The organism is Aetokthonos hydrillicola CCALA 1050, from assembly GCF_017591665.1.
Lineage (GTDB): Bacteria > Cyanobacteriota > Cyanobacteriia > Cyanobacteriales > Nostocaceae > Aetokthonos > Aetokthonos hydrillicola.
On record NZ_JAAKGC010000061.1, the window covers coordinates 1 to 26,750 of the forward strand.

Below are 26,750 nucleotides of genomic sequence, written 5' to 3' on the forward strand. Positions count from 1 at the left end.
TTCTCCCCAGTGATGAACTTCTCCAACTAAAAGTAGGTCACGATAAACCTCAACAACTGCTGTCAAAGGATTCAACCAAAACACCAAGTTCCGCCACTGCGGTGGAATTGATGAAGCGGGATAAATAATAGGTGTTAAATACATCCAGATGTTTAAAGCTACAACTAAAGTCTGAGGTATATCCCGTAAAAATACGGTGATTCCAGCCGTCAAATAGCCTAATCCAGCTGTTAATAGTAACTGCGGCAGCCATACCAATGGCAATAGTGCTAATGTGGGAAACAAGGTGTGAGAAGTTAATGCTACAAAAAAAATCAACGCCATTAAACCAAAGGAACTTTCAATAAATGTCGATAAAATAGGAACTAAAGGTAATAAACCCAGAGGAAACACTACCTTTTTTACTAAGTTAGGCTGCGCTACTACGGAGCTAGCTGCTAGAGTTAAACCGCCACTAAAAGCAATCCAAGGCAATAGTCCAGCAAATAACCACAAACCAAAGGTAAAGTTATTCTGTGGTAAATGTGTGAGGTTTAGCTTTACTTTCAGTACAATCGAAAACACATAGGTGTAAATTAATAGCTGGGACAACTGATTCAACAATGGCCACAGGTTACCTAAAACAGAACCTTTGTACCGTACTTCTAAATCTCGTCGCACTAGAGTTCTTAACAGGTCAAATTTTGCCCATAACGTTTCATTAAAGGGTAGAATCCGTTTGACCCTCCCTAGGGTACCGACAACTCCTCGCATTGTTCGTTTTTCCTCCCTCACTACCTATAGAAGCCGTTTTGCTCAACTACCAAGAAAAAGCCTGACCTTGGAAATCTTAGTGGACATCATAACGCTTGTACTACAATCCCTCCAAGCTTAAATTTTTAGTAAATTTATTAACTGCCAAACACTAACAGAATATATTGTAAAAGACTCCCAGTAGTTATAAATGCTTACGAATCCTTACGCTTGGATAGAAGAATCGCTAAAAACCATTCATCGCGCTGATTGGTATCGCTCAGTACGAACAGTGGATGGTCTTCCTGGTGCTACAGTTCTTTTAGAAGGGCAAGAGGTGCTTAATTTTGGGAGTAATGATTATTTAGGATTGGCAGGAGATGAACGCTTGATTGCTGCTGTAACTACTGCTGTTCAAGAGTATGGAGCAGGTAGTACTGGTTCTAGATTACTCAGTGGACACCGGGAATTACACAGAAATTTAGAGGTGGCGATCGCCACTTTAAAACAAACAGAAGATTCTGTCGTCTTTAGTTCAGGTTATCTAGCAAATTTAGGTACAATAACCGCTTTAGTAGGCAAGCGTGATTTAATTTTATCAGACCAGTACAATCACTCCAGTCTTAAAAACGGTGCAATCCTCAGTGGTGCAGTCGTAATCGAGTATCCTCATTGTAATATTGAAACGCTACGAACTCAACTCAGTCAGCAAAGGCAAAACTATCGACGCTGTTTGATAATTAGCGACAGCGTTTTCAGTATGGATGGTGATTTATGTCCATTACCCGCTCTATTGGAACTAGCTGCTGAATTTAACTGTATGCTGCTAGTTGATGACGCTCATGCTACTGGAGTACTAGGAACAACTGGAGCAGGATGTGTTGAACATTTTGGTTGTACAGGAAAACAGCTCATCCAAATTGGTACTTTAAGTAAAGCTTTCGGTAGTTTAGGTGGCTATGTAGCGGGAAGTAAAAATCTAATTGACTTTTTGCGAAATCGTTCAGCGAGTTGGATTTACACCACAGCCCTTTCACCGGCTGATACAGCAGCGGCTTTAGCTGCAATCAACATAGTGCAACAAGAACCTGATAGACGCACCCAGTTGTGGAAAAATGTAAATTACTTTAAATTTTTATTACAAAAGCAGTTAGTAAATCTAAAATCACTACCTTCTGAATCTCCTATCCTCTGCTTTGAATTAACAAGTGCAGCAGATGCACTAAAAGTCGCGAAACATCTAGCGAGTGCTGGTATCTTTGCCCCTGCTATTCGTCCTCCTACTGTTCCTACCAGTCGGGTGCGCATTTCTTTTATGGCAACTCATCAACAATGGCATATTGAGAAATTGGTAGAAGTCCTTGGTGATGCTGTAGCAAGGAAAACATAACTAAAGAAGGGCATAGGGCATAGGGCATAGGGCATAGGGCATAGGGCATAGGGCATAGGGCATGGGGCATTGAGTTTTAGACTACCTGCTCCTCTGCTCCTCTGCTCCCCTGTTCGCTCCCACAGGCTCTCAGACTTGTGACAGTCTAAATACTATCCGCTAGTGGCTGTTTTAGCTCGATTTGGGGTGATATCATCATCAAGCAGCCTAAAGTGTATGATATTACCTCTGCCGTAGGAGTGAGAACAAAATTAAATTAATTTGCCGTCATAGTAATTATGAAACTCATTGACTTTTCCCCTAGAACGCAAACTAAATAGGTTTGTCATTAAATCATATGAATCTGATTTACTTTCTTTTGCGTTCGTCTTGGGGGATGATGGCGATCGCTATCATCACCGGACTTTTAAGTGGTACAAGTAGCGCTAGCCTAATTGCTCTGATTAGCAGTGCTGCGAGTGAAAGTACCAATTCACACCTCACATCTATAGCGTGGGGTTTTGCAGGACTTGCCTTAGTCGCACTTATTACTAGTATTATTTCTCAAGTGATGCTGGTTCAGTTGTCTCAAAATGCGGTCTACCATTTACGGATGCGCTTGAGTAACCAAATTCTGGCTTCTGAACTGAGACATTTAGAACAGCTAGGTAATCCCAGGTTGTTAGCAACGCTTACAGAGGATGTGCAGTCAGTATCGAATGCCGTCTACGATATCCCTTTTCTTTGTATAGATATTGCGATCGTTGTAGGTTGCCTAGTTTATATAACTTGGCTTTCTTGGACAGTATTTATGATGGTTTTATGCCTCATATTAGTCGCTGTCGTCACCAACCAGTGGTTATTAAAAAGAGGACAAAAATTTCTCGCTCTGGCGCGTGAAGATCAAGATCTTCTGTTCAACCATTTTCGCACCATCACAGAAGGAGTCAAAGAACTTAAGCTACACTACGGACGACGTCAAGTCTTCCTTAACCAAGATCTTAGAGGAACCGCCGCAACATTACGCCGCCATAACGTTAATGGTCTAACCCTTTTTGCAGGCAGTATGAGCTGGGGAAGGCTGCTGCTTTTTTTTGCTATTGGTTTTGTACTGTTCGCACTTCCTCATCTCCTCACGATTAGTCGCCAGACTATCTCCGGTTACATATTGACCTTCACGTATTTAATGTTACCGATGGACAATATTGTTAATAACCTTCCTCGTTTCATTCGTGCAGGAGTCTCTTTGCAAAAAATTGAGTCGCTAGGCTTATCTTTAGCGGATCGAGCCGAATTTTCATCGGTTCCGCCTGAAATTAAGCTTTCGTGGCGTTGCTTACAGTTAAAAGGAGTCACTCACACGTACACTCATGGGGGAGAAGACAGTAGCTTTATCATAGGTCCGATAGATTTAACATTCTATAGGCAAGAACTAGTTTTCATTGTGGGTGGCAACGGTAGCGGTAAATCGACTCTAGCTAAGCTTATTGCAGGACTTTACATTCCTGAAGATGGAGAAATCTGGCTAGACAATCAGCTGATTACCGAACAAAATCGAGAGTGGTATCGTCAGTATTTTTCAGCCGTATTCTCTGACTTTTATTTGTTTGAAGAGCTTGTAGGGACAGAAAATATAGACATAGATATTCAAGCGCAAGAATATCTGAAACTACTCCAGCTAGATCATAAGGTCAAAGTTGAAAATGGCAGACTTTCCACAACTGCTCTTTCACAAGGACAGCGTAAACGACTGGCTTTACTTACAGCATACTTGGAAGACCGACCCATTTATCTATTTGATGAGTGGGCAGCTGACCAAGACCCAGTTTTCAAGGAAATATTCTACACCCAGTTGTTGCCAAAACTGAGAAGTAGAGGAAAAACTGTGATAGCAATCACTCATGATGATCGCTATTTCCATGTAGCAGACAGGATAATCAAACTAGAATACGGACAGGTGATTTACGACAAACAATATTCCGAGCAGGAGAGGTAAATTCCCCGATAATTTGCTTTATTGAAAATACTCAAATGTACAGATAAAATTAACTTGGTTTTGAGTAAAAACCAAGATATTTACTGTGCTTATTTAAGCAAGCAATCAACAGAAAAATATTGTATACTGGAGTCTTCGATTAGTCAGTATATGGAAAAAATTTTGGTTACTGGCGCGGCTGGGTTTATCGGTTTTCATTTAAGTCAAAAACTTCTGATGCTTGACAAAGAAGTTCTTGGTGTAGATAATCTGAACGATTACTACGATATAAACTTAAAGCAAGCTCGGTTAGCTAAGCTAGAAAATCACAAGAATTTTCGGTTCTACAAATTGGATTTGAGCGATCGCACAAGCATATCTGAATTATTTGCTAGCGAGCCGCCATCCAAAGTTATTCATTTAGCTGCTCAAGCTGGTGTTCGTTATTCACTTTCCAATCCTCACGCTTATGTAGACAGCAATGTAGTAGGATTCCTCAACATTCTTGAGGGCTGCCGTCACACATCAGTAAAACACCTAGTTTTTGCCTCTTCTAGCTCAGTGTATGGAGCTAATAAAAAAAGACCTTTTTCTGTTCATGATAATGTAGATCATCCTATTAGCTTGTATGCAGCTACAAAAAAAGCGAATGAATTAATGGCTCATTCTTACAGCCATTTATATAATTTACCAACAACAGGTTTACGTTTTTTCACGGTCTATGGTCCCTGGGGAAGACCAGATATGGCTCTGTTTTTATTTACTCAGTCTATCTTGTCAGGAAAATCTATCAACGTCTTTAATAACGGCAACATGCGTCGAAACTTCACTTATATTGATGATATTATTGAAGCAATTATTCGCATTCAAAATAAAATTCCTGAGCCCAATTTAGACTCATCGGATTTCATATTAGACCCAAGTACAAGTTATGCTCCCTATAGAATTTATAATATTGGTAGTGACAAACCTGTATTATTAAACGACTATATCGAGATTCTAGAAAATTATCTAGGCAAAAAAGCGAAAAAAAATATGCTTCCACTTCAGCCAGGCGATATTCCCGAAGCCGATGCGGATGTACAAGATCTAGAGAAAGAATTTGGCTTCAAGCCAACTATTCCTGTTGAAGTTGGAATTCCAAGGTTTGTCGATTGGTATCGTTCTTACTACCAAACCTGAAAAACCCTAGTTAATGATAAAACTAGGGTTTTTCGTATTGAGGTGCTATCACTTAGAACCAAGATAAGCTGCTAGTGCCTCAGAACCACCAATTAACTTACCATCAATAAAGACCTGAGGAACTGTACTACCTCCACTAACTGCCTTGAGAGAGTGCATAGTAGCATCTCTACCCACAACAATTTCTTCATAATCCATGCCATGTTCCTTCAGCATAGCCTTAGCGCGAGCACAGAATGGACAACCTATTTTGGCGAATAGGGAAACGAAATTGGGTTTTGCTGCTTCAGGATTGATGTAACGAAGCATTGTATCTGCATCGGATACCTTAAATGGATCACCAGGTTCTTCTGGCTCAATGAACATTTTTTCAATCACGCCATCCTTCACTAGCATAGAATAGCGCCAAGACCGCTTCCCAAATCCGAGATCTGCTTTATCTACAAGCATTCCCATACCTTCGGTGAATTCACCATTCCCATCAGGAATCAACCTGATATTCTCTGCTTGCTGATCTTTTGCCCATTCATTCATGACAAAGGCATCGTTAACAGATAAACAGATAATGTCATCTACTCCATTCTCTTTAAATACTTTTGCCAACTGGTTATAACCAGGAACATGTGTCGATGAACAGGTTGGCGTAAAAGCACCTGGTAATGAGAAGACAACGACTGTCTTACCAGCAAATAGCTCATCAGTCGTAATATCAACCCACTGGTCTTTTTGACGAGTATGGAAGGTAACTTGTGGAACTCTTTGTCCTTCTCGATTGCTTAACATCAGTGAAACTCATCCTCCTTAACCGGCTATTGGCTCTTGTCTCTGAAGCGTACTCATTATGAGTATACTTGTCAATAATTTCAAACTCTTATGGAATCTTGCTCAGTCAGTGTACCGCCCATTCCAATCTGGAGCCGTCTTCCACGCCAGTAGATGCTTTTGCTAACACCGCCACCGACAAAGATAATAAAACTCAATAGATCGCGGAGTGGTAAAGCCCAGAGCCAGGTAGCAAGTTTGGGACAATTCATTGTATAAATAGCTGTCAGTGATTGAACAATTCTAATAACTATAGTGACGATAGATACAATCACTGCCCAGAGTTGAAAACCTGAAAGCAAAAGTAAAGGAACGCAGTATACTGTACCATAAATGAACACATTGCCATAATACAAAAGACCTTCGGTGTAACGGATCGTTATCGCCCAGCGCAATTCCCGTTGGAAAAGTTGCTGGAAGGTTTGACGCCCACCGTCGGTCTCTATGATATATCGCGAAAGTTCAATCCGGTAGCCAGCATTTACTACCATATTTCCTATCAGGTAATCCGAGCCAATTCGGTTAACAATGCTTTGTAATCCACCTACTTGAGTAAGTAAAGATTTACGTGTCGCCATCGTTGCTCCGAAAGCAAACCAAAGACCCCCACCATTCAATTTACGAGCCAACAGCACACTTGGAATATTGTCTAAACACCTTCCCAAAGCAGCTATAGCTGGCACGAGAAAATGAGGTTTGTGAGCAACATAACTGCATGTGACTAGACCGATAGAAGAATCTACTAGCGGAGCAGTGACTGTACGTAGATAATGTGTTTTTACGTATACATCGCTATCGGTAAAAATTACTAATTCGTGTTGAGCAGCCTCTAGTAAATGCATTAGATTGCTGACTTGATGATTAAGACCAAGCACCTCCAGGCAAAAGATTAACTTAGCGCGACCAGGAAATTTTGCAACTACTTCTTCTAATATAGGAACGGCTGGGTCTTTTGGGTTCATAACGCCAAACAACACCTCGTAATCTTCATAGTCTTGCTGGCAGAAACTTTCCCAGTTTTCTCTAGAGTGGTCATCAACTCCACACACCGGAATCATTATTGATACTGGTTGGTAGTTAATGTCCTCTTCTTGTTTCGGAGCTAGGAAGAACTCCGCAGTGGAGACTGCACACCAGATATAGAAGGCTACAGATCCTGCAATGAGGATAAGCAGGACTAACTGTAAAGCGATAATCATAGTAGTTTTTGTGCTACCGGATAGCTTTTCAGTCTGAAAATAGCATATAGTATGCTCACAGTAACTGAGCTTTAGAGTGGAATTTGCTCGCTCTGTGGTGAGAATAGTGAAGTACCTCAACTTGCCTCCGGCTGAAGTTGGGGCTTCCCAACCTAAACACAAAGAACAAGGACGGTCTTATTCGTCTTCTCCCAAGGGGAGACGCTACGCGAACGAGGTTTGGCGCTTCATTCGCGGATGCCTCCCTAAACCCGTGTTTAGCTTGGTCTTACTCTGCGTCCACACCCAGCCGCCTCACTTCCTGGGGCGGGTTCATAGAACACTGTTTCGACAATCGGCTTGATCTCAAGGATCAGTGGTCAATTGCATTTACCGTTGCTCACGCTAGTTACCTTGGCAAGCGTATTACCGCTACTAAGCGCCTTTTGTTGTCAGCCGTGCGGAGGGTCATCAACCAATACTATACTACTACATACTTTGATGTTATTCCGGACAAGTCTATTGGGAAAATTTCGCCGATTTCTAAGAAATCAGCGAAATTTTCCCGGCTATCCATCCCCACCGTAAGACGGATGGGGAATTTCGCGAAATAGGTTAAAATTACTTGTTTATTAAGTTCTAATGACTGACTCTTCAGCTAAAACTCCTAGTTATTTAGAGAAGCGTGAAAAAGGCTCGTATTCACGCCGTCGGTTCGTTATCATTAATGGCGATGATTTTGGATTCTCATCTGGTGTAAATCAAGGAATCATAACAGCCCATAAAGAGGGAGTCCTGACAAGCACAAGCTTAATGGTAACTGCTCCAGCATTTGATGAAGCCGTGGCTCTTGCTCATGAGCATCCAAAATTAGCAGTTGGGTTGCACTTGGTTTTGGGTAGTGGTAAATCAGTATTACCTCCTTCACAAATACCCCACTTAGTGGACTCGAACGGTAATTTCTCTGATAAGCATAATGAAGCTGGAATACACTACCACCTGAGTAAAGGTGCTCGTCAAGAACTACCTTTGGAAATTCGCGCTCAGTTAGAAAAATTTCGCTCCACTGGATTGCAACTCTCTCATGTTGATGGTCATAACCATATGCACTTTAACCCAATAGTGCTGCATACTCTGGTTAGCCTTGCTGAGGAATTCAATATTAAAGTGATCCGGCTACCTTATGAGGAATTGGGGTTCACTTTAAATGTCGATAGCGGCGATCGCGTCATGAAGATCATCTGGTATCTTGTTATGTCTGGTTTACGCCGGTATGGAGAACCTTTACTGAAAGCAAAAGGAATTATTTCCCCTAAGCGTGTTTATGGCTGGCTTGAAAGTGGGCGGATGTCAGAAGATTACTTACTCGGGTTAATTCCGCAGATCCAAGAAGACTTTGTAGAAATTTATTGCCATCCTGCGATCGCAATTCCTGGAGAACCAAGAAATGGACCTCAAGGAGCAGGTCAGTTAGAGCTTAATGCCCTCACGAGTCCACGAATTCGCGAAATGCTCGCTTCTAAGGGCTTTGAGTTGATTAACTACAACAATCGCGATGCGATCGCCTTACAGCAATAGCAACGCCAATTCGTTTCTATACAAAGGTGCAACATGTGTATTATTCACGAAATTACTTAAACTAAATTTAATCTAAGCTTGTATATTCTTTTACTTGCTATAGATATCTTTTGTATTATTTTCTAGTTGGCAATACCAATCCTAAATCATTAGCAAAGTTAAAAAAAGTAAGGTTATTTGACTAATTGCTTTTCCAAGACCTAAAACGGTACAAACGTGATAAATAGGGTATAAAAGAGATACAAGCGGTATTTCGTTCCCCCAGGGAAAGCGAGTCTTCTAGGTTTATCCCCCATCCTCCAGAGGGATGGGGGATAAAAGTGTTTTTGCTAGATTACGGAAATTTCGAGATTATAGCCCAAAGCCCATTGTATAGCGGGCTTTGTGCATGTTAGGTAGTATCCGGATGAGGTAATTTTATGTTTATAGAATTTGGACGTGAAATTTGCGGTTATCTTGACATTGCACAATCAAGGGAGTGGTTAGTAACTAATGGTATTGGTGGTTACGCATCTGGAACCATTGCTGGAGTGCTGACTCGCCGTTATCACGGGTTACTGGTAGCCCCTTTAAAACCACCCCTAGGTCGTACTTTATTGCTTACTAAGCTTGATGAAAGCATTTTTTATGGTGATCAGTACTACCCTCTCCATACCAACCGTTGGGCTGATGGGACTGTTAATCCTCACGGTTATCAAAATATTGAGAGTTTTTCACAAACGGGAACTATTCCTGTTTGGAAGTTTGCTTGTGCTGATGCTCTTTTAGAAAAACGGGTGTGGATGCAACAGGGAGCCAACACAACCTATGTGCAGTATGTTTTACACAGAGCTTCTCAACCGCTTAAATTAACACTCAAAGCAATGGTTAACTACCGTGATTATCACGGTATCACTCAAAGCTATGGCAGAGGTATGACAGTTGAGATAGTTGCACAAGGAATATGCGTTACTGCTTATCCTGATGCTGTACCACTTTACTTGCTTAGCGATAATGCCAAAGCATCTGTTGCAAATATTTGGTATTACGGATTCGATTTGGAGGTAGAACGCTACCGAGGGCTGAGCGACAAGGAAGATCATCTCCATGCTGCTACCTTTGAAGCAACATTGAATCCTGGAGAATCTCTAACCATTGTTGCTAGTACACACAAACAACCAGATTTGAATGGTGAAACATCTCTACAATTACGCCGAAGTCAGCAACAGAAGTTAATTGATATTTGGAAAACCAACCACGCATCCAAGATTAAAGACTCCCCAGCTTGGATAAAGCAATTAGTGCTTGCTGCTGATCAATTTATTGTTGATCGACCATTACCCAATGAACCCTATGGTAAAACTATTATCGCAGGTTACCACTGGTTCAGTGATTGGGGTCGCGATACCATGATCAGTTTACCAGGATTGACTATTTCTACTGGACGTACAGAGGTTGCTCGCTCTATTCTTCGTACTTTTGCAAAATATGTAGACCAAGGTATGTTACCCAATCGCTTTCCTGATGCAGGGGAAGTACCAGAATACAACACAGTGGATGCGACACTTTGGTATTTTGAAGCCATCCGCAGCTATTACAGCGTGACACAGGATAATGATCTGCTCAGTGAACTGTTTCCAATTCTGGCGGATATTATTAATTGGCATTGTCAAGGGACTCGTTTCAACATTCACCTTGATGCGTCAGACGGGTTACTTTATGCTGGTGTTGATGGTGTCCAATTGACTTGGATGGATGCTAAAGTAGGCAGTTGGGTTGTTACACCTCGTATTGGTAAACCGGTTGAAATCAATGCTCTGTGGTATAACGCTTTGCGAACAATGGCTAAATTTGCCCGTCAAATAGGTAAACCATATCTTGAGTATGAGGCGATCGCAGATCGTTCATTAGCCAGATTTTCTCGATTCTGGAACAACACTACAGGTTACTGTTATGACGTTTTAGATGGTCCTAATGGAGACGATCCATCCTTGCGACCTAACCAAATTTTTGCTGTATCATTGCCAGAAAGTCCTCTGACACCTGCTCAGCAACAGAGAGTGGTAGAAGTTTGTGGACAGATGCTACTCACTTCCCATGGATTGCGTTCGCTAACCCCTAAAGACCCGAAATACCAAGGACATTACGGCGGTAGTGAGTACCAGCGTGATAGTTCTTATCACCAAGGGACAGTTTGGGGCTGGCTCCTTGGTCCTTTTGTTTTGGCACACTTGCAAGTCTATAAAAATCCTGCTCAAGCCCGTCAGTTTTTGCAGCCCATGGAGAATCATCTCTGCACCCACGGAATTGGTAGTTTGAGTGAGATTTTTGATGGCGATGCTCCTATGATTCCAAGAGGCTGTATTGCTCAAGCTTGGACAGTGGCAGAAATACTAAGAGCATGGGTAGCAGTAGAGTATTTCAATACCTGAACTACTATGGTCAAAATTTCAAATCCTCTAATTCTTTCACAGCAAAAGTCATTAGTCAAGCCAAACGCATATATAAACATAGTATATTTTTCGACGGCTTCCACATTCCTTAGTTTAACTAGAGACAAAGGAGCAGCTTCACTATACAATCTTCTAAATTCAATAGATAACAGGCAATTATTTGAATCAGATTGTGCAACAAGACCATTGATAGATAAAATGGTTGCTCAACGTAGAAACACTGTAGAAATTCTTCAATAGTGCTTGACGCATGTTCATAGGATACGAAATGATGAGTATAATCTGGGAGAGACAAATTCGGCAACTAGAAAATGGTATATTCAGACACCGAGTGAAGAAACATTGACAGAGATCACAAAGTGGCTAAGTAACCAGATTGCACTCTAGCTGATGAAAGTTGTTTACAACTATTTTTAACTGCATGATTGTTTTTCAAGAAAAAGTGAGGGGAGATGCAAAAGGATGAAGCCAACCTAAAAATAGCTATGAATGGTAATAGTCCTGGAATAATTCCCCCGAAATATTCAACTATAGCTTTAATTGATAAAAATATTAAAAGCTTAAACCTTTCTTAAGAATGCAAAAGCAACTGCTCATCCTTAAGGTTTGCACTTGGCGGGAACTATTAAGAGGCTTTCGCGGACAAGCATTATACAACAAATATTTCCACGGATGGCAAAGGAATGGAATGTGGGCAGAGATTAAAAGCAGCCTTCTGGGACAATTCAATGTTCAAATAGGCAAAATATACCCTCAAAGTAGCAATTATAGGGCACCACTCGGCGACGAAAATAATGGAGCCTCTATAGCTTTGATGAGGAGAGAGTTATTTAATCTTAGATGTCTAAACTTACAACCTGCGGCTTTCTATTTTCTGGTGAGCGCTAGTCCCAAAAGCAATAGGGATGCAAGATTGGTAACGCGGAAATTTAGCCTAGTAGCGACGGTGCATTTACTTGTGGCTAGCGCCGCTGCGCGAAAGTCAAAAGTTAAAAGTCAAAAGTTTTATATATCAAGGCTTATGACTGTTTGAAACGGTTGCTTTATTTACGCCGTGCTGTACTAGTACTATCGCTCAGCTGTTTGAACTTTCTTCAAGAAAATGCTACATTTGCCTACCTTACCCAGCTTACAATCCACTAAAACGAATCAACTTTTGTCCAAGTTACCATTCTCGGCAATCCCAACCTTATTTATGATGAGCAGTTAATTTTTCACAATCTATATTCAGTCTAAGTAGACAATACCCCATGGAGTTGCAATAAATGGATCTATACAGCGATGCATTGAAAATCCTCAAAGGAACTAGCCGAACTTTTTATATCCCAATTATTCGTCTACCCCTTGGCTTGCAAGAGGCAGTGGCATCAGCTTATCTGTGTTTTCGAGCTATTGATGAAATTGAAGATCATCCAGAACTAGATAACCCTACTAAGGCAAAACTTTTACATGCGATTAGCTTAACATTACAAGAGGCTAGGGTTGATGGCTTCTCCATTGATGCCTTCTCCATGGGATTCCGTCCATACGAGCATTTATTACCAGAAGTCTCTACTAGGATTAGAGACTGGACGCTATTAGCACCTGGAACAATTGCTCCTCGAATATGGGATGCTATTGCTGCAATGGCTGACAGAATGGCATTCTGGGCAGAAGTAAACTGGAAAATAGAGACACAATCCGATTTGGACCGTTACACTTTTAGTGTTGCAGGTGCGGTTGGCTTGTTGCTCTCAGATTTATGGGCTTGGTACGATGGAACACAAACAAACCGTACTTTGGCAATTGGATTTGGGCGAGGGTTACAAGTGGTGAATATGCTGCGTAACCATACAGAGGATTTGTCTCGAGGGGTGGACTTCTTCCCCCAAGGTTGGAGTCCGGAAGATATGCAAAAGTATGCCCGTCACAATTTATCAATGGCAGATACTTATACTAATGCCCTTCCTGCTGGACCAGCATTAGACTTTTGTCAAATTCCCCTAACTTTGGCTTATGGTACCCTTCAAGCTCTAGAAAATGGCAAAGACAAACTTAGCCGCAGTGATGTTGTTGCACTGATTGAGCCACTGATTGGTATGAATATGAATGCTATTTAAGAATTCAGGAGCCAGGAGCCAGGAGTCAGAACGAATTTTATGTGTCTGGCGGGTTGAATAAAGGGGTTTAAATGTCAAACTCATTAATTCTGAATTCTGAATTCTGACTCCTGAATTCCGTATTCTGGCTGCTTCTTTAAAATTCTGACCTAAATATAAGGAGAGATCTCGTGAAGAAAACTTTGTTCCTCAGTCCTCCTTCCTTCGATGGGTTTGATGGTGGTGCGGGCTCACGATACCAAGCTAAGCGCGAAATTACCTCTTTCTGGTATCCAACGTGGTTGGCTCAGCCAGCTGCTCTGGTGCCAGGTAGCAAGCTTGTGGATGCTCCACCACACGGTCAAACTGTGGAAGATGTGCTGAAAATAACTTCAGATTATGAACTAATTATTATGCACACTAGCACGCCTTCTCTGGCAAATGATGTAAAGTGTGCTGAGGCCATCAAAGCCCAAAAACCTGATGTACAGATTGGTTTGATTGGCGCACACGTGGCAGTTTTACCACAAGAAACGCTACGTGAAAACCCAATTATTGATTTTGTGTGTCGCAATGAGTTCGATTACACATGTAAGGAACTGGCAGAAGACAAACCTTGGAATGAAATTAAAGGTCTAAGCTACCGTGACAAGAATGGTAATATATGTCACAACCCAGAGCGTGAATTGATCCACGACTGGGATGCTATGCCCAGCGTTCTTCCAGTTTACGAGCGTAACCTGGATATTACAAAATATTTCATTGGTTACTTGCTGCACCCTTACGTTTCTTTTTATACAGGGCGTGGTTGTCCAGCCAAATGTACGTTCTGCCTTTGGCCTCAAACGATTGGTGGTCATCAATACCGATCTAAAAGTCCAGAAGCAGTTGGGAAAGAAATGGAGCAAGCCAAAGCAATATTTGGCGATCGCGTCCGGGAATATATGTTTGATGACGACACCTTCACAATCGATAAACATCGAGCGATCGCCATCAGCGAACACATGAAACGTCTAAACCTGACTTGGAGCTGCAACGCCCGCGCTAATTTAGACTACGATACTCTTAAAAAGCTACGTGATAACGGCTTACGTCTATTGCTAGTTGGGTTTGAGTCAGGAAACCAGCAAATTTTGGACGGCATTAAGAAAGGTATTAAACTGGAAGTGGCACGGAAGTTTATGGAAAACTGCCATAAACTCGGGATCACTGTACACGGCACGTTTATCATCGGGTTGCCAAACGAAACGCAACAGACAATCGACGAAACAATTCGTTTTGCTTGCGAGATTAGTCCTCACACCATCCAAGTTTCTATTGCTGCGCCTTATCCTGGTACAGAACTTTATAAACAAGCTCAGGACAACGGCTGGTTTACTGACAATTCTTTAGTAGCAAACTCAGGCATTCAAATGTCTACTTTGCAATATCAAAACCTTTCCAGCGCTGAGATTGAAGATGCTGTTGAGCGATTGTACCGACGATTCTACTTTCGACCCAAAGCTATCATCCCAATTGTGGGTGAAATGCTCAGCGATCCTCAAATGTTAGTGCGTCGCCTAAGAGAGGGTAGGGAGTTCTTCTCCTATTTAAAAGATCGTCGTACGCAAGCAGCAGCTAAAGCACCAACTGCTGTTAGTAGTTAGTAAAGTGTGTGAGGGATAGCGTAACGCACCATTTATAAAGGGTTGGGATGAACCCGGACAAAAACGGACAACCTTTGTCCCAGTTTGGGATGTAGACTTCTAGGAGAGGGTGCGAAAAAACGCACCTGTCTGGAAATGTCCGGGTATTTTTTGGCAGTAGGGAGGTGCGTTTTTTCTAAGGTTGTCCGTTTTTGTCTAGGAAAAATGTAGCGGTGCGTTACTATTTTGAGAAAATTGCTAAATACAATAAATAATTCCCACTCTATCTAAAACTTTCCATAAATAACAATCAACACCTAACAATGAAACTAGGAAGCGAAGCTCATAAAGAACTGTTTTGCCGCAGTTTTATGGATAGCCACGTAAAGTTTGAGCCAGAGCAACTACCTTGGCCCACTCTTGATAGTATAGGTCTTGAACGTTTGCGAGGTATTCCCTTTTGGTTTGAAGCTCTTCGCACAGAGCTAAATGCCGGTGCGATGGTTAACACTTTTGCTGCAACAATTGACGATCCTCTCTTGCAAGACGCGATCGCTCTCCAAGGTTTTGAAGAAAGCCGTCATGGAAAACTCATCGAGTTTCTCGTTAACCATTACGACATTCAAATTTCTCGACCCCCAGAGCCCGTACTTCCCAGCGATATCAAAACCGCCTTTCTTGACTTTGGTTTTGGAGAATGTCTTGATTCTTTCTTAGCATTTGGATTGTTTGAAATTGCACGTCAAGCAAACTACTTTCCTCAAGGATTGTTCGACATATTTAATCACATTCTTGACGAAGAAGCGCGTCATATTATGTTCTTTGTTAATTGGGTGACTTATCAACAAATAAATCAAGGAGGTAATCCTACTTGGTTACGTGGCGTTTATGCACTTTGGCATTATGGGAGAGCGTTTCAAGACAAAATTCAAGCCTTTAGTGGCTCTATAGAAGATCAAAACGAGGGTTTCACTGCTACTGGAGCTAGTAACTTCACCGATGATTTAACTCCAGAGTTGTTTTTGTCGTCTTGTCTTCAAGAAAACACTCGTCGGATGAGTGCCTTTGACAAACAGCTACTTCAGCCACGACTGATTCCTAGACTTGCCGCAATTGCCCTACGCCTTGTAAGGATTGTACCTGGGCGTCAGTCTAACCCAACAACTCAATTTTCCAAACCTTAACATTTAGGAATTCAATAATGAAAATCGGTTCTGAATCCCATAAGGAATTATTCTGCCGTAGTTTTATGGAAAGCCACCAGCCGATGGATCCTGAACAGCTAATGTGGCCTAAACTTGAAGATTCAGAACTTGAGCGCCTCCAGCAAATTCCCTTTTGGGAGGAAGCCCTTAATACTGAATTGGAAGCAGGAGCGAAGATTGATGCTTACCTGCCTATGATCAGCGATCCACTTCTACGAGATGCTGTAGCACTTATGGGAGAAGAAGAAGCTGCTCATGGTAAGTTATTCAGGTATATGATTGAGCATTACGATATTAAAGTTTCTGGACATCCTCCAGCTGCGCCACCTGCAAACATTGAACAAGCCTTCATTGATTTTGGCTATGGCGAGTGTCTAGATGCTTTTTTGGGATTTGGGCTTTTTAAAATTGCTCGTCAGTCGAAGTTCCTCCCAGAACCAATGTTCAACATATTTGATCGGCTACTACAAGATGAAACACGTCATATTGTGTTTTTCGTCAACTGGGTAGCCTATCTTCAAGCTAGTAGAGGGCGCGGATCTGCATTATTTCGCTCTGCTCATTCAGTTTGGTATTACGTTAGAGCAGTTCAAAGATTGTTGGGTGTGGTTGATCGTAGCTCTGAACAAAATGGTAACGGTTTTTCAGCGACTGAAGCCAGCGTCTTTCTAGAAGGCTTTAGCGTAGACCAGCTTGTGTCAACTTGCTTACAGGAAAATGCACGACGTATGAGCATTTTTGATGACGAACTGCTCAAACCTCAACTCCTACCCGTACTGGCTCGAGCTGCACTATCAGCGACAAAACTTTTTCCCAAACGTCGCCCTCACGACACTAACCAAAATCTTGTAACAGTAGAACACAACAAAAACTGATTGGCGAGCAAAAATAGAGCAGACGGAAAATTCTCCATCTGTCTGCTCTGCCTTGTAATATATGTAACAATTATTGCTAGTACTAATAGCCTCAAATTTTACACAGAGATTGTCCTAAATGTTAAATACAGACTACTGTAGGGACGAACAGATGTTCGACCCTACAAATGTATTACATATGGATAATATGTGTCAGAAAGCTTTAAAGTCTGGAGCTTCTCCGTATATACCCCAAGCCCAGACAGAGCTAGGTTGGGGTAGCGTACAATTAGCTAATGAGTAAATTTATATATTATGTTTAATGCCACTGAAATTTTAATAGATGCTTTTGTAAAGCAGATTCGGGAAGGATATCGTCGCACCTACGGCTGTTTGAAGAATGATTACCAAGACATAATAGCTTGGGCTGGCAATATGGCCTTAGAAAATATTGCCAATAGTGACGCCCTATATCATAACGTTGAACACTCTATTTTAGTCACTCTCGTTGGACAAGAAGTATTACGCGGCAAACACATCCGAGAAGGTGGTGTTTCAAGTGAGGACTGGTTACATTGTATTATCTCCTTGCTGTGTCATGATATTGGGTATGTTAAAGGGGTGTGTCGTCAAGACCGTGAAGAGGAAAGCTTTTATGCAACAGGACAAGATGGGCAGATGATCTCGCTCCCTCCAGGGGCATCCGATGCTAGTTTGACACCGTATCATGTTGACAGAGCTAAACTCTTCATTGAGGAACGTTTTGGTGGTCATAAGCTAATAGATATTGAGGTGATTAAGACCAATATTGAATTAACCCGATTTCCTGTACCAGCAGCAGAAGATCATCAGGAAACCAGTAGTTTTGCTGGTTTAGTGCGTGCTGCTGACTTAATAGGACAACTGAGCGATCCCCGTTACCTAAAAAAGATTACCTCTTTGTTCTACGAGTTTGAAGAAACTGGTATTAATAAATCTCTTGGCTACAACACCCCTGCCGATTTACGCAAAAATTATGCTAAGTTTTACTGGAATGGAGTTTATCCTTACATTCAGGATGGGTTACGTTTCCTGTCTTTGACACAGCAGGGAAAACAAATTATTGCTAATCTTTACTCAAACGTGTTTGTTGTGGAACACGAAAAACATCACGAAGAAAAGCTATCTAAACTGTGCTGTTGATCCACATCTGAAAACAAACTACTCGCCTAAGATATTATTATCTTCCCTACCCCCTAACCCCTAACCCCTACCCCCTGATTATGAATTGGTGGCAAAGATTACAAAAAAATCCCTTGGCGAGATTTGGGGCAATTTTGCTCCTGATATTTTATATAGCAGTTATTGCAGCTGATTTTGTAGCCCCTTACGACCCTTACGCTTCACAAACAAACGGTTCACTACTGCCACCAACTCGGATTTATTGGGTTTCTAAATCAGGGCAATTCATTGGTCCTCATATTTATCCCACAACTCAAGGAAAAACTGATCTCAATACAGGCGATCGCCAACTTATAGTAGATTTTACAAAGCCCTCTCCTGTTAGACTATTTGTTCAAGGTCCCGAATACCGTCTATTTCGCCTGAGTTTACCCTTACCTCCAAAATGGGAAGAACAAGAAATCATTCCTGGGATCCCGTTAAACTGGCATTTGTTTGGCGCTGTTGGTCCCGCAAAATTTAACATTGTTGGTACAGACGATCAAGGACGAGATCAATTTAGTCGTTTAGTGCATGGTGGTAGAATCAGTTTATTTATAGGAATTGCTGGAGTTGCTCTCTCCTTTCCATTAGGAATGATCATTGGAGGAATTTCTGGCTATTTCGGTGGTTGGACTGATAGCATTATCATGCGTTTAACAGAAGTGCTGATGACTTTTCCCAGCATTTATTTGTTGGTGAGTTTAGGAGCAGTATTACCAGTTGGCTTGTCTAGCACCCAACGCTTTTTATTGATTATTCTGATTACTTCGTTTATTGAATGGGCTGGATTAGCAAGAGTGATTCGGGGACAAGTGCTCTCAATTAAAGAGAGAGAATTTGTCCAAGCAGCACGAGCTATGGGTGGTAAGCCACTTTATATTATTCTTCGCCACGTTTTGCCACAAACCGCTACTTATATTATCATTTCTGCTACCCTTACCATTCCTAGTTTTATCGGCGCAGAAGCAATACTTAGCCTTATTGGTTTAGGTATACAGCAACCAGATCCCTCTTGGGGCAATATGCTATCCTTAGCAACTAATGCTTCTATCTTAGTTCTACAGCCGTGGTTAATTTGGCCCGCAGCATTGCTAATTATCCTCACAGTGCTGTCTTTTAACCTGCTTGGTGATGGCTTGAGAGATGCCCTTGATCCTCGCAGTTTACAGCGGTAAGTAGGGAGCAGAGGAGCAGGAATTAGTCTTAGTCTAAAACCCCAATGCCCCATGCCCCATGCCCAATACCTATTGACAAAAAGACAAAAAAGTGCATTCCCAAACAAGGCGTGGCTGTGCGTAGCAAAGTAGGGATTTGCGAGCTTGTTCTAATCGATTGATGATGTTTGGTTGATGTGACTGATGCCAGTAAAATTGTTGGAGATAATCGACTAACCATAATTGAGCTTCTGTATCGATCGCTTTATCAATTTGTTTAGCTACTTCTAAAGCCTCGCGGTAAGATGAAGGTACTTTTGTAACAGCTTTTAGTAGCTCAGGGGGAACGGCTTGCATTTGTTTGTAATAGGCGATCGCTTGCCCTGGACTACCGGATGCAAGGCTTAACACCGCCGGGTGCTGCAAAATTTCCTCGTGTCCTGTTTCTCTCAATACCTGAGTCATCGCTGCTGTATTTAAGCGATAAAAAGGAATTCGTTGACAGCGTGATACCAAAGTAGGCAGGATAGATTCCAGCGACGGAGCAATTAAAATTAGTGTTGCCTGTCCTGGTTCTTCTAAAGTCTTGAGCAAAGCATTAGCGGCTGCTTCCGCCATGGTTTCTGCTTGCTCTAATACGACTACATTCCTCGACGCTACTAATGGAAAGCGACCAAGAAACTCAGTAATTTCCCGAATTTGATCCAGCCGAATTACAGGTGGTGCTTTCCGCTTAAGTCCTTTTTCTGCTGCTTCAGTTGGCGTCAGTCGTTGTCCTTGGTGTAGATAGGTTGGCTGTACCCATAATAAATCTGGGTGATTACCTTGAAGCACACGATTTTGGCTGGAACTAAAAAGCAATTGTACAAAGCAACCCGCTGCTAAACCCCTTCCTACACCTTCAGGTCCAACAAACAGATATGCTGGAGCTATTCGGTTTGTTTTAACAGCTTGAGTTAGTAAATTTACTGCTTGTTCTTGTCCTATCAGTGGTTTAAACTCGTCCATTGAGAAATCCCCAACTCACGAGGCGATCGCGCAAAATTGCCCGAATTTGTTCTTGCACGGCTTCTTGACTTAGGCTTGCATCTACGCGCACAATGCGATCAGGATAAGAAGCATGAAGTTTAGAATATCCTTCTTGTACACGGTGATGAAAAGCTATTGTTTCTTTTTCCAAACGATCAGCTACTACACCACTTCCCTGTTTACGGGCAAGCCCTATCTCTACATCAAGATCCAACCATAAAGTTAAATCGCTTTCTAAGCCTCCTGTCGCAATAGAATTTAACTGGTTAATTAAATTTATATCCAGTTGACGACCATAACCTTGGTAAGCAATGGTTGAGTCAGTGTAGCGATCGCACAAAATAAACGTACCCGATTCTAAATTCGGCTTAAGTTCTTGTGCTACGTGTTGCGCTCTATCAGCAGCATATAGCAGTAATTCCGTTACTTCAGCGATTTGGTTTTTTCCTACTTCTAATAACAAGCGTCGTAAATCTAGCCCTAGCTCTGTTCCCCCCGGTTCACGTGTTACAAGTACAGCTTTGCTGGTAACATTTCTAAGCCACGCTTGAGTAAGCTGTATTTGACTAGTTTTGCCGCAACCCTCCACACCTTCAAATACGATAAATTTGCCTCTACTCATGCTGTTTCAACTTTGCTGCAGGTGACTGATAGACTCTAACTATATCACTGCGCGGCAAATACAGTTCTTTTAATTTTTCTTTCGATTTTTCCTAAAGTTCTGCTCATAGTTACTAATGGGCTAGGACGCTTTAGTGCAATAGGTTTTTGCTCTGGATGTTTGAGAAACCGGTAGTGTAAAAATACGTCTTGATAACAAATATCTACATCTTCACCTGCACATAAACGAGTGAAGCTGATCGCTGGGTACTCCATGTAATGAATACGATGAATAGGCTTTAATCCATCTTTATTATAAAGTATGTTATCAATATTAATGAAAGGATCAGCGTTTGCGCAATTACCAGTTCTTTCTTGTCCGTTAGGACTGAGTGTAAAATTGAATAAAGGAAGATTAGACTTAAAAGTTAAATAATTAAATAAATGAGCGTCATCCCACCAGTTAGTTATCCATTCTACTTCTTTATTTTTCATAAGTTCATCTTGAAATTTTTTTAAATCTTTGGCATTAAATAAACCTCCTTTAGAAGCAAAAAAATCAGAACTGTGTAGTCTGGGACGTATATCTTTTTCATAAAAAAGACCATTATTTTCTAATAACTCTATATTTAATGATACTTTGTTGCGAGGTTTAGTATGTACCCAGTCATCAAAAATAAACTCATACTGGTTCAGTTTATCGAATATATTACTAAACGATTTCATTACTAATGTGTCAGCATCGCAAAAGACAAACTTATCAAAATCTCCGTCAAAAACACACATTTTACGCTGCAAATGTCCTGTAGACCACCAATTGTGAAAGAACCTTAATTGTTTAGCATCTGGATGTAGAGCCCATACTTTATGGGCAAAATTTTCCCAACGCTGAATTGATTCCCAATTGTCATAAAGTGTTACATTGTTTCTAACAGCTATTTCCTGCTTTACCTGCTTCAGTTGTTCATCATAGGGAATAATACAAACGGGAATATCTGGACTAATATTTACCTCAATACTATTCAGTAATGCTACTAATTGATCATAAACTATGTCATTAGCAAGCGTATAAATACCGAAAGACTTCATCTTAAATCTCTTTAACGGATAGATTTTTATAGTTATATAGTTCCCCAGATTTTAGAGAAAGTAACAATTTACTCTTAAAGCCGAGTATTACGAGAAATGTTCAAACCACTTGAAAGGCTTATAGCTAGTTTTTAATGCAAAAAAAAGCCTCTTAGAGACTAAGAGGCTAGACAACAAGTAACCAAGAGAAAAAACTTTTAAGCTTACACAATAACTACAGCCATTGCTCCTCCAAATGCTGCGAATATTGCTGAGACGATCGCCGTCGTAAACAACCACCAAGCCGCTGATGCAGCTGTTTTTCTGGTTTCTTCAGCTTGGCGCTGTGCTTGAATCTTCACTTCTTCTAGGCGTCGCTGAGCTTCTTGTTGAATACGTTCTGCACGCTGTAAGACGCTATTTCGTGATCGCTCAATTTGATCAATAATTCGGTTAGCGTCTGCTTCAGAGATATCTTCGCGAGAACTCATGATAGCAACCAAGGTATCACGGTTAAAAGCAGAAAGGCGATCGCGCAGAGCGTCAAACCCGGCGTGTGGATCGTCAAATAGCTGGCGAACATCACGCTTGATGCCATCATAATTAAGTTCTGGACGATCTAGGGAATTAAGGTAATTGCGGATACGAGCAAAAACTCCTTCAACTACATCTTGAATCCGTCGTTGAATAGCCCGCACTTGGTCTACAAATTGCTCGCGTACCGATACAATATTATCTGCGATCCTTGCGGCTTCCTCTTCTGTCATATCCTCGCGGATTTTGAGTAAGGCGATAATCGTAGAACGATCAAAATGGGAAAGGCGATCGCCCAAACTTTCCACCCCAGTTCGAGGATCATGTAACAATAGCTGCAAGTCACGCTTAATACCTTCAGGGTTCAATTCTTCCTTTCCCGTCTGCCGTAGATACTCTTGCAGATAATCTTGGAAAGTTTGTAGCCTCTGTTGCGTCCTAACGGCTAAACGACGAGGCGCACGAACAGTGTTCCGAATTGAAGTTTGTACAGAGTTAATTATTTCATTAACTTGCTCTTCGCTCAAATCCTGACGTTGGCTCAAAAGCTTCACCAACGTATCGCGATCAACTTGAGACAAACGATGGCTTAGAGCTAAAGCACCCTCTTTTGGGTTGTCAAACAATCTGGCAATATCCCTTTGAATACCTTCGGGGTTTAGTTCTGTTTTACCTGTATTACGTAAATAATCGGCAATTGTGGTTGTCACAGAATCGTATTGATCTTTAGCTTTATCCGCCACAACCTGTGGTACGTGGCGAATGCTGTACCATGAGTGTTCAACAGCATCAAGAATTTGATTGACTTGTTCTTCACTCAAATCTTGACGCTGGCTCAGTAATTGTACTAGGGTATCACGATCAAACCGAGACAAGTGTGTTCTAATCGCAGCTACTCCAGCTTGTGGATCTTTCAGGAGAGTTTTAAGTTCGGCGCGGATAGTGTCGGGATTTAATTCTTCCTTACCAGTGTTGCGTAGATACGACTCTAAATTCAGCCACAGGGTTTCAGCTTGATATTTTGCTTGTTCTGCTAGTCCTTTAGATTCAACTAAAACTTTATCCTTCTGTTTTTCTAACTCATCAAGAATTCTATCTGCTTCGTCTGGGTAGATATCATTACGCTCTAGTAACGTCTCTCTCAGTTCTTGGCGATTAAGCAGGGATAAGCGCCGAGACATAGTTTCGTAATCTGCTTCTGGATCTTCCAATAAAGGTTTAAAACTATGCGCAATTCCTTCTGGTGTCAAATCTGACTTCGTATTCACCAGTAGATAACTTTCTATACGACGCTGTAAGTCTTGTGAAATTTCTCGTTCTTCTTCTGCTGTGACTGTGATCAGCACTTCTTTACGGACGGCTTCTAATTGATCTGCCACACGTTGAATTTCTCTTTGTGTTAGCAAACCTCGTTGCTGAAGAATATTAACGAAATCGTTTCGAGAAAGTTGTTCTAACTCCCGTCGCACTGTTCCAGGAGCGGCGGCTGGATCGTAAATAACATCACGAAACTCTTCAGAGATTCTTGCTTGATTCAATTGCCAAGCGTATGTAGTATGTAAGTAATTTTCTACATCGATGCGAATCGGGCTATAGGTTTGTGATGAGGCAGGTTGTAGAGAGGATACTGTGTCTACAGCTTTATTTTTCGCACTAGACAGAACACCCAAGATTTTTTCTACGTCTAAGTCTGACAAATCAGCCCGTCCTAACACTATACCAGTTAGTGCTGAAATTGACTGTTGCAAGGTTTGCTGAACTCCACCTGGGGCTGGTTTTTGATCAGGCTGTTTTTGAGAATTTATCTGTGCAATTAGTTGATCAATTTTCCTGCTGAGTTCATCTACTCTGGTTTTTCCTGGTTGTAGTGATTTAAGATAGTCAATCAACTCTCCAAAATGGTCTTGTAGTGGTTGTTGCTGATTCACAACCTGCTGCCAGACCCCATATAATGTGTCAGTAATGCGGTTAATATCCCGCTTTGAAAGGTCTGTACGACTGCTAACTAATTCGACAAACTTTTGGCGATCTATATTACGTAGATCGGAACTTCCAGCAATCTCCTTTAGCTGCGGATCATTTAGTAACTTTTCAAATTCACTCCTCATTCTTGATATATCTAGCTCAGGAGGACGTAACATTTCTATGTAGTCCTCAACGTTATCGCGGATTCTGCCAGGATCAATTGCACTTCCTAATTCACGACTGACTGCGGATGCTGCTGCTTCAGCAGTTGCTACAACTTGTTGGCTTACAGCTTTAGCACCCAAAGCTGCTGTTGCTGTTCCCATCAGCGCCTGAAAACCTGATGTCGCCGTGTTAACTATTGAGCCAATAAAAGATCCTACGGCTGTCGAACTCACCCACACTAATAGTAGGAAGTACGCACCCCATATGACTAGGCCTAGAACTGCACCCGTTAACCAACTTAAGATCGGGAGGCTGAGTTTTACTGCTAGAAAAGAAGCAATGGTAAGAGCGATCGTCACAGTAATGACTGTCCACATCCCCACTAACACGCTTATTTTGCGTAGTGTACCCCCGAAACTTCCTCCCCCGTTATGATCACCTGAATCTGAGTCAGGTTGATGTCCCAAATAACTAATACCACCAGCAACTGAAAGGTTAGTTAAAACTAATTGGATGGCAAAAGCCAGAATCACACCTGAGATTATGGTAATAAATAAGCGCGGTCCTGAAGGCGTAATATCTATCGTTGGAGTTTGTGCCACCCAAGATAACCATTTATAAAGTCCTAGAACTATATAATCGCTCTGAAGCATCCTATTTCCTTCCTCTAAACTTTCCTTAATGCGAATAAAAAATAATTCTTGTATCTGTCGAAAAGCTCAACTCTTAAGCCTTAAGAATCCAGGAAGTTAGGTGCTTTCAGCATCCCTCCAAAGTTTGAAGCTTCCTTATACAGAAGGATAGAAATTTATCGACTTAATTTGATTTGTAACTGCCCTAACTGTTGTATTAACAACCTATCTCAGAAGAGTAGTTCTACAACATATTAGTCACGTTTTTTAATCTATTGATGGTAAGTTTAAAGAGTCGAGAGGTGTTGAGTTATTTCTGGGCAAGCCTTCCTAAAGCTTTGATCTTTTCTTTTAAACCACGAAGAGTATATTACGCATAATTTCTTGTCAAAGATAAAATATGTGAGCCTATTTTACTTGATGATTTTTTTTCACAATCTCTAGGTGGATTTATTGAGATAAAAGCAGTCACAGAAGATCATCCACAAGACATGGTTATACGTTGTGCCTATAGATAGAAAAAAGCTTGATTACGAATTGTTACGCTGTGTTTAGAAAGAGCAACAAACTAAAGAATACGAAACAGGATAGAAACATGCCAACTCCGCAAACTCCTCCTTCTACAGGTCTACCCCCAGTTGCCACAGAATACAACGGTATTGATCGCAATGCATTTATCTTTGGCTTCAATCCCCAAGCAGAACTTTGGAATGGTCGCTTGGCAATGATTGGTTTCTTAGCTTATTTACTTTGGGATTTAGCTGGTTACAGTGTCCTACGTGACGTGCTGCACTTAATCGGCCACTAAGAGTGAAAAGAGATAATTTTGGAGATAAATAAAATGGAAACTCGTCCTTCTGCCGATTTACCACCAGTAGCTAAAGCTTATAACGGCGTTGATCGTAACGCATTTATTTTCGGCTTCAATCCTCAAGCAGAACTTTGGAATGGTCGCTTAGCGATGATTGGCTTCTTGGCTTATTTACTTTGGGATTTAGCCGGTTATAGTGTACTGCGCAACGCACTGCACTTGGTCGCATAATTCTTTGTAGAGGCGTAGCATTGTACGCCTCTATTTAAAGTTTCGGAACATGATGAGTGATCTGTATTGAAATCGTCAGTGTTCAGCTGCTTATATTCCGATTACATTTTACGTATTTAGTGATGCTCGTCAGTACTAACGATTATGTGCTTGCAAATAATTTGTAATTAATAATGGGAAATCTAGCAGTGAGCCGGGAATTATAATTAATTGCCCGGATATGTCATGAGATTACCTGCTACTCTTCATCATGCTCCTTGAGCAATGCTGCCTGTCGCAATCAGCTTAACTTCGGCATTGGCGCTTGGGTTAGCAACAAGTGATGCCA

The 26,750-nt window shown here is 41.4% G+C and carries 20 protein-coding genes; 13 read left to right on the forward strand and 7 right to left on the reverse strand.

What is annotated here, in order from left to right:
• On the reverse strand, positions 1 to 753 hold a 753-nt coding region (locus tag G4P69_RS24785), incomplete at its 3' end, for an ABC transporter permease (protein WP_208351953.1).
• A gap of 190 nt (positions 754 to 943) precedes the next feature.
• Between G4P69_RS24785 and bioF the strand changes: the two genes are divergently transcribed.
• The 3 genes from bioF (at position 944) to G4P69_RS24800 (ending at position 5,258) form a co-directional block, all read left to right on the forward strand.
• A complete protein-coding gene (bioF, locus tag G4P69_RS24790; RefSeq protein ID WP_208339870.1) occupies positions 944 to 2,122 on the forward strand; it encodes an 8-amino-7-oxononanoate synthase in 1,179 nt (392 codons plus the stop codon).
• A 337-nt stretch (positions 2,123 to 2,459) separates the two neighbouring features.
• Positions 2,460 to 4,097 carry a cyclic peptide export ABC transporter gene (locus G4P69_RS24795; RefSeq protein ID WP_208339869.1) on the forward strand — a complete coding sequence of 546 codons (1,638 nt, stop codon included), beginning with the start codon at positions 2,460 to 2,462 and terminating at the stop codon, positions 4,095 to 4,097.
• A 150-nt stretch (positions 4,098 to 4,247) separates the two neighbouring features.
• On the forward strand, positions 4,248 to 5,258 hold the full coding sequence (locus G4P69_RS24800; protein ID WP_208339911.1) for an NAD-dependent epimerase: 1,011 nt from the start codon (positions 4,248 to 4,250) through the stop codon (positions 5,256 to 5,258).
• A 48-nt stretch (positions 5,259 to 5,306) separates the two neighbouring features.
• Here G4P69_RS24800 and G4P69_RS24805 read toward each other — a convergent pair whose 3' ends face one another.
• Together G4P69_RS24805 and G4P69_RS24810 are read right to left on the reverse strand one after the other, a co-directional pair.
• Positions 5,307 to 6,041: a glutathione peroxidase gene (locus G4P69_RS24805; RefSeq protein WP_208339868.1), complete on the reverse strand. Its 735-nt coding sequence runs from the start codon at positions 6,039 to 6,041 to the stop codon at positions 5,307 to 5,309.
• An 80-nt stretch (positions 6,042 to 6,121) separates the two neighbouring features.
• Positions 6,122 to 7,279 (reverse strand): glycosyltransferase, encoded by a 1,158-nt coding sequence (locus G4P69_RS24810; RefSeq protein ID WP_208339867.1) that lies wholly within the window; start codon positions 7,277 to 7,279, stop codon positions 6,122 to 6,124.
• Between the two features lie 621 nt (positions 7,280 to 7,900).
• Between G4P69_RS24810 and hpnK the strand changes: the two genes are divergently transcribed.
• The 8 genes from hpnK to G4P69_RS24850 all read left to right on the forward strand — a co-directional run bounded on the left by hpnK (position 7,901) and on the right by G4P69_RS24850 (position 19,408).
• Positions 7,901 to 8,836 (forward strand): hopanoid biosynthesis-associated protein HpnK, encoded by a 936-nt coding sequence (gene hpnK / locus G4P69_RS24815; protein WP_208339866.1) that lies wholly within the window; start codon positions 7,901 to 7,903, stop codon positions 8,834 to 8,836.
• A gap of 419 nt (positions 8,837 to 9,255) precedes the next feature.
• Positions 9,256 to 11,247, forward strand: coding sequence for an amylo-alpha-1,6-glucosidase (locus G4P69_RS24820; protein ID WP_208339865.1), 1,992 nt, complete (start codon positions 9,256 to 9,258; stop codon positions 11,245 to 11,247).
• A 1,286-nt stretch (positions 11,248 to 12,533) separates the two neighbouring features.
• Positions 12,534 to 13,367: a squalene/phytoene synthase family protein gene (locus tag G4P69_RS24825; RefSeq protein WP_208339864.1), complete on the forward strand. Its 834-nt coding sequence runs from the start codon at positions 12,534 to 12,536 to the stop codon at positions 13,365 to 13,367.
• A 170-nt stretch (positions 13,368 to 13,537) separates the two neighbouring features.
• The gene (gene hpnJ / locus G4P69_RS24830) at positions 13,538 to 14,992 is read left to right on the forward strand and encodes a hopanoid biosynthesis associated radical SAM protein HpnJ (RefSeq protein WP_208339863.1); all 1,455 of its coding nucleotides are present in this window, start codon (positions 13,538 to 13,540) and stop codon (positions 14,990 to 14,992) included.
• A 302-nt stretch (positions 14,993 to 15,294) separates the two neighbouring features.
• A complete protein-coding gene (locus G4P69_RS24835) occupies positions 15,295 to 16,155 on the forward strand; it encodes a ferritin-like domain-containing protein (protein WP_208339862.1) in 861 nt (286 codons plus the stop codon).
• Positions 16,156 to 16,172: 17 nt separating this feature from the next.
• Entirely contained in the window at positions 16,173 to 17,051 is an 879-nt protein-coding gene (locus G4P69_RS24840) for a ferritin-like domain-containing protein (protein ID WP_208339861.1), read from the forward strand.
• A 294-nt stretch (positions 17,052 to 17,345) separates the two neighbouring features.
• The gene (locus G4P69_RS24845) at positions 17,346 to 18,212 is read left to right on the forward strand and encodes an Npun_R2479 family HD domain-containing metalloprotein (protein ID WP_208339859.1); all 867 of its coding nucleotides are present in this window, start codon (positions 17,346 to 17,348) and stop codon (positions 18,210 to 18,212) included.
• 80 nt (positions 18,213 to 18,292) lie between these two features.
• Entirely contained in the window at positions 18,293 to 19,408 is a 1,116-nt protein-coding gene (locus G4P69_RS24850; RefSeq protein ID WP_208339858.1) for an ABC transporter permease, read from the forward strand.
• Positions 19,409 to 19,477: 69 nt separating this feature from the next.
• On the opposite strand, the gene G4P69_RS24855 is transcribed toward G4P69_RS24850, so the two are convergent.
• From G4P69_RS24855 to G4P69_RS24870, 4 genes are all read right to left on the reverse strand, one after another.
• Positions 19,478 to 20,395 (reverse strand): DNA polymerase III subunit delta', encoded by a 918-nt coding sequence (locus G4P69_RS24855; protein ID WP_208339857.1) that lies wholly within the window; start codon positions 20,393 to 20,395, stop codon positions 19,478 to 19,480.
• Positions 20,382 to 21,038: a dTMP kinase gene (gene tmk, locus G4P69_RS24860; protein ID WP_208339856.1), complete on the reverse strand. Its 657-nt coding sequence runs from the start codon at positions 21,036 to 21,038 to the stop codon at positions 20,382 to 20,384. Before tmk ends, G4P69_RS24855 begins: the two co-directional genes overlap by 14 nt.
• 44 nt (positions 21,039 to 21,082) lie before the next feature.
• Positions 21,083 to 22,105: an Npun_R2821/Npun_R2822 family protein gene (locus tag G4P69_RS24865; RefSeq protein WP_208339855.1), complete on the reverse strand. Its 1,023-nt coding sequence runs from the start codon at positions 22,103 to 22,105 to the stop codon at positions 21,083 to 21,085.
• Between the two features lie 203 nt (positions 22,106 to 22,308).
• Positions 22,309 to 25,401: an MFS transporter gene (locus G4P69_RS24870; RefSeq protein WP_208339854.1), complete on the reverse strand. Its 3,093-nt coding sequence runs from the start codon at positions 25,399 to 25,401 to the stop codon at positions 22,309 to 22,311.
• Between the two features lie 526 nt (positions 25,402 to 25,927).
• On the opposite strand from G4P69_RS24870, the gene G4P69_RS24875 reads away from it, so the two are divergent.
• Both G4P69_RS24875 and G4P69_RS24880 read left to right on the forward strand, forming a co-directional pair.
• Positions 25,928 to 26,188, forward strand: coding sequence for a chlorophyll a/b-binding protein (locus G4P69_RS24875; RefSeq protein WP_310833915.1), 261 nt, complete (start codon positions 25,928 to 25,930; stop codon positions 26,186 to 26,188).
• Between the two features lie 33 nt (positions 26,189 to 26,221).
• Positions 26,222 to 26,422: a chlorophyll a/b-binding protein gene (locus G4P69_RS24880; protein ID WP_208339852.1), complete on the forward strand. Its 201-nt coding sequence runs from the start codon at positions 26,222 to 26,224 to the stop codon at positions 26,420 to 26,422.
• The last annotated feature ends 328 nt before the right edge of the window (positions 26,423 to 26,750 follow it).

What these genes read in the sequence shown, in the direction of transcription:
- bioF (WP_208339870.1), top strand. Translation starts at nt 944, where the DNA reads ATGCTTACGAATCCTTACGCTTGGATAGAAGAATCGCTAAAAACCATT.
- G4P69_RS24795 (WP_208339869.1), top strand. Translation starts at nt 2,460, where the DNA reads ATGAATCTGATTTACTTTCTTTTGCGTTCGTCTTGGGGGATGATGGCG.
- G4P69_RS24800 (WP_208339911.1), top strand. Translation starts at nt 4,248, where the DNA reads ATGGAAAAAATTTTGGTTACTGGCGCGGCTGGGTTTATCGGTTTTCAT.
- G4P69_RS24805 (WP_208339868.1), bottom strand. Translation starts at nt 6,041, where the DNA reads ATGTTAAGCAATCGAGAAGGACAAAGAGTTCCACAAGTTACCTTCCAT.
- G4P69_RS24810 (WP_208339867.1), bottom strand. Translation starts at nt 7,279, where the DNA reads ATGATTATCGCTTTACAGTTAGTCCTGCTTATCCTCATTGCAGGATCT.
- hpnK (WP_208339866.1), top strand. Translation starts at nt 7,901, where the DNA reads ATGACTGACTCTTCAGCTAAAACTCCTAGTTATTTAGAGAAGCGTGAA.
- G4P69_RS24820 (WP_208339865.1), top strand. Translation starts at nt 9,256, where the DNA reads ATGTTTATAGAATTTGGACGTGAAATTTGCGGTTATCTTGACATTGCA.
- G4P69_RS24825 (WP_208339864.1), top strand. Translation starts at nt 12,534, where the DNA reads ATGGATCTATACAGCGATGCATTGAAAATCCTCAAAGGAACTAGCCGA.
- G4P69_RS24835 (WP_208339862.1), top strand. Translation starts at nt 15,295, where the DNA reads ATGAAACTAGGAAGCGAAGCTCATAAAGAACTGTTTTGCCGCAGTTTT.
- G4P69_RS24840 (WP_208339861.1), top strand. Translation starts at nt 16,173, where the DNA reads ATGAAAATCGGTTCTGAATCCCATAAGGAATTATTCTGCCGTAGTTTT.
- G4P69_RS24845 (WP_208339859.1), top strand. Translation starts at nt 17,346, where the DNA reads ATGTTTAATGCCACTGAAATTTTAATAGATGCTTTTGTAAAGCAGATT.
- G4P69_RS24850 (WP_208339858.1), top strand. Translation starts at nt 18,293, where the DNA reads ATGAATTGGTGGCAAAGATTACAAAAAAATCCCTTGGCGAGATTTGGG.
- G4P69_RS24855 (WP_208339857.1), bottom strand. Translation starts at nt 20,395, where the DNA reads ATGGACGAGTTTAAACCACTGATAGGACAAGAACAAGCAGTAAATTTA.
- tmk (WP_208339856.1), bottom strand. Translation starts at nt 21,038, where the DNA reads ATGAGTAGAGGCAAATTTATCGTATTTGAAGGTGTGGAGGGTTGCGGC.
- G4P69_RS24865 (WP_208339855.1), bottom strand. Translation starts at nt 22,105, where the DNA reads ATGAAGTCTTTCGGTATTTATACGCTTGCTAATGACATAGTTTATGAT.
- G4P69_RS24870 (WP_208339854.1), bottom strand. Translation starts at nt 25,401, where the DNA reads ATGCTTCAGAGCGATTATATAGTTCTAGGACTTTATAAATGGTTATCT.
- G4P69_RS24880 (WP_208339852.1), top strand. Translation starts at nt 26,222, where the DNA reads ATGGAAACTCGTCCTTCTGCCGATTTACCACCAGTAGCTAAAGCTTAT.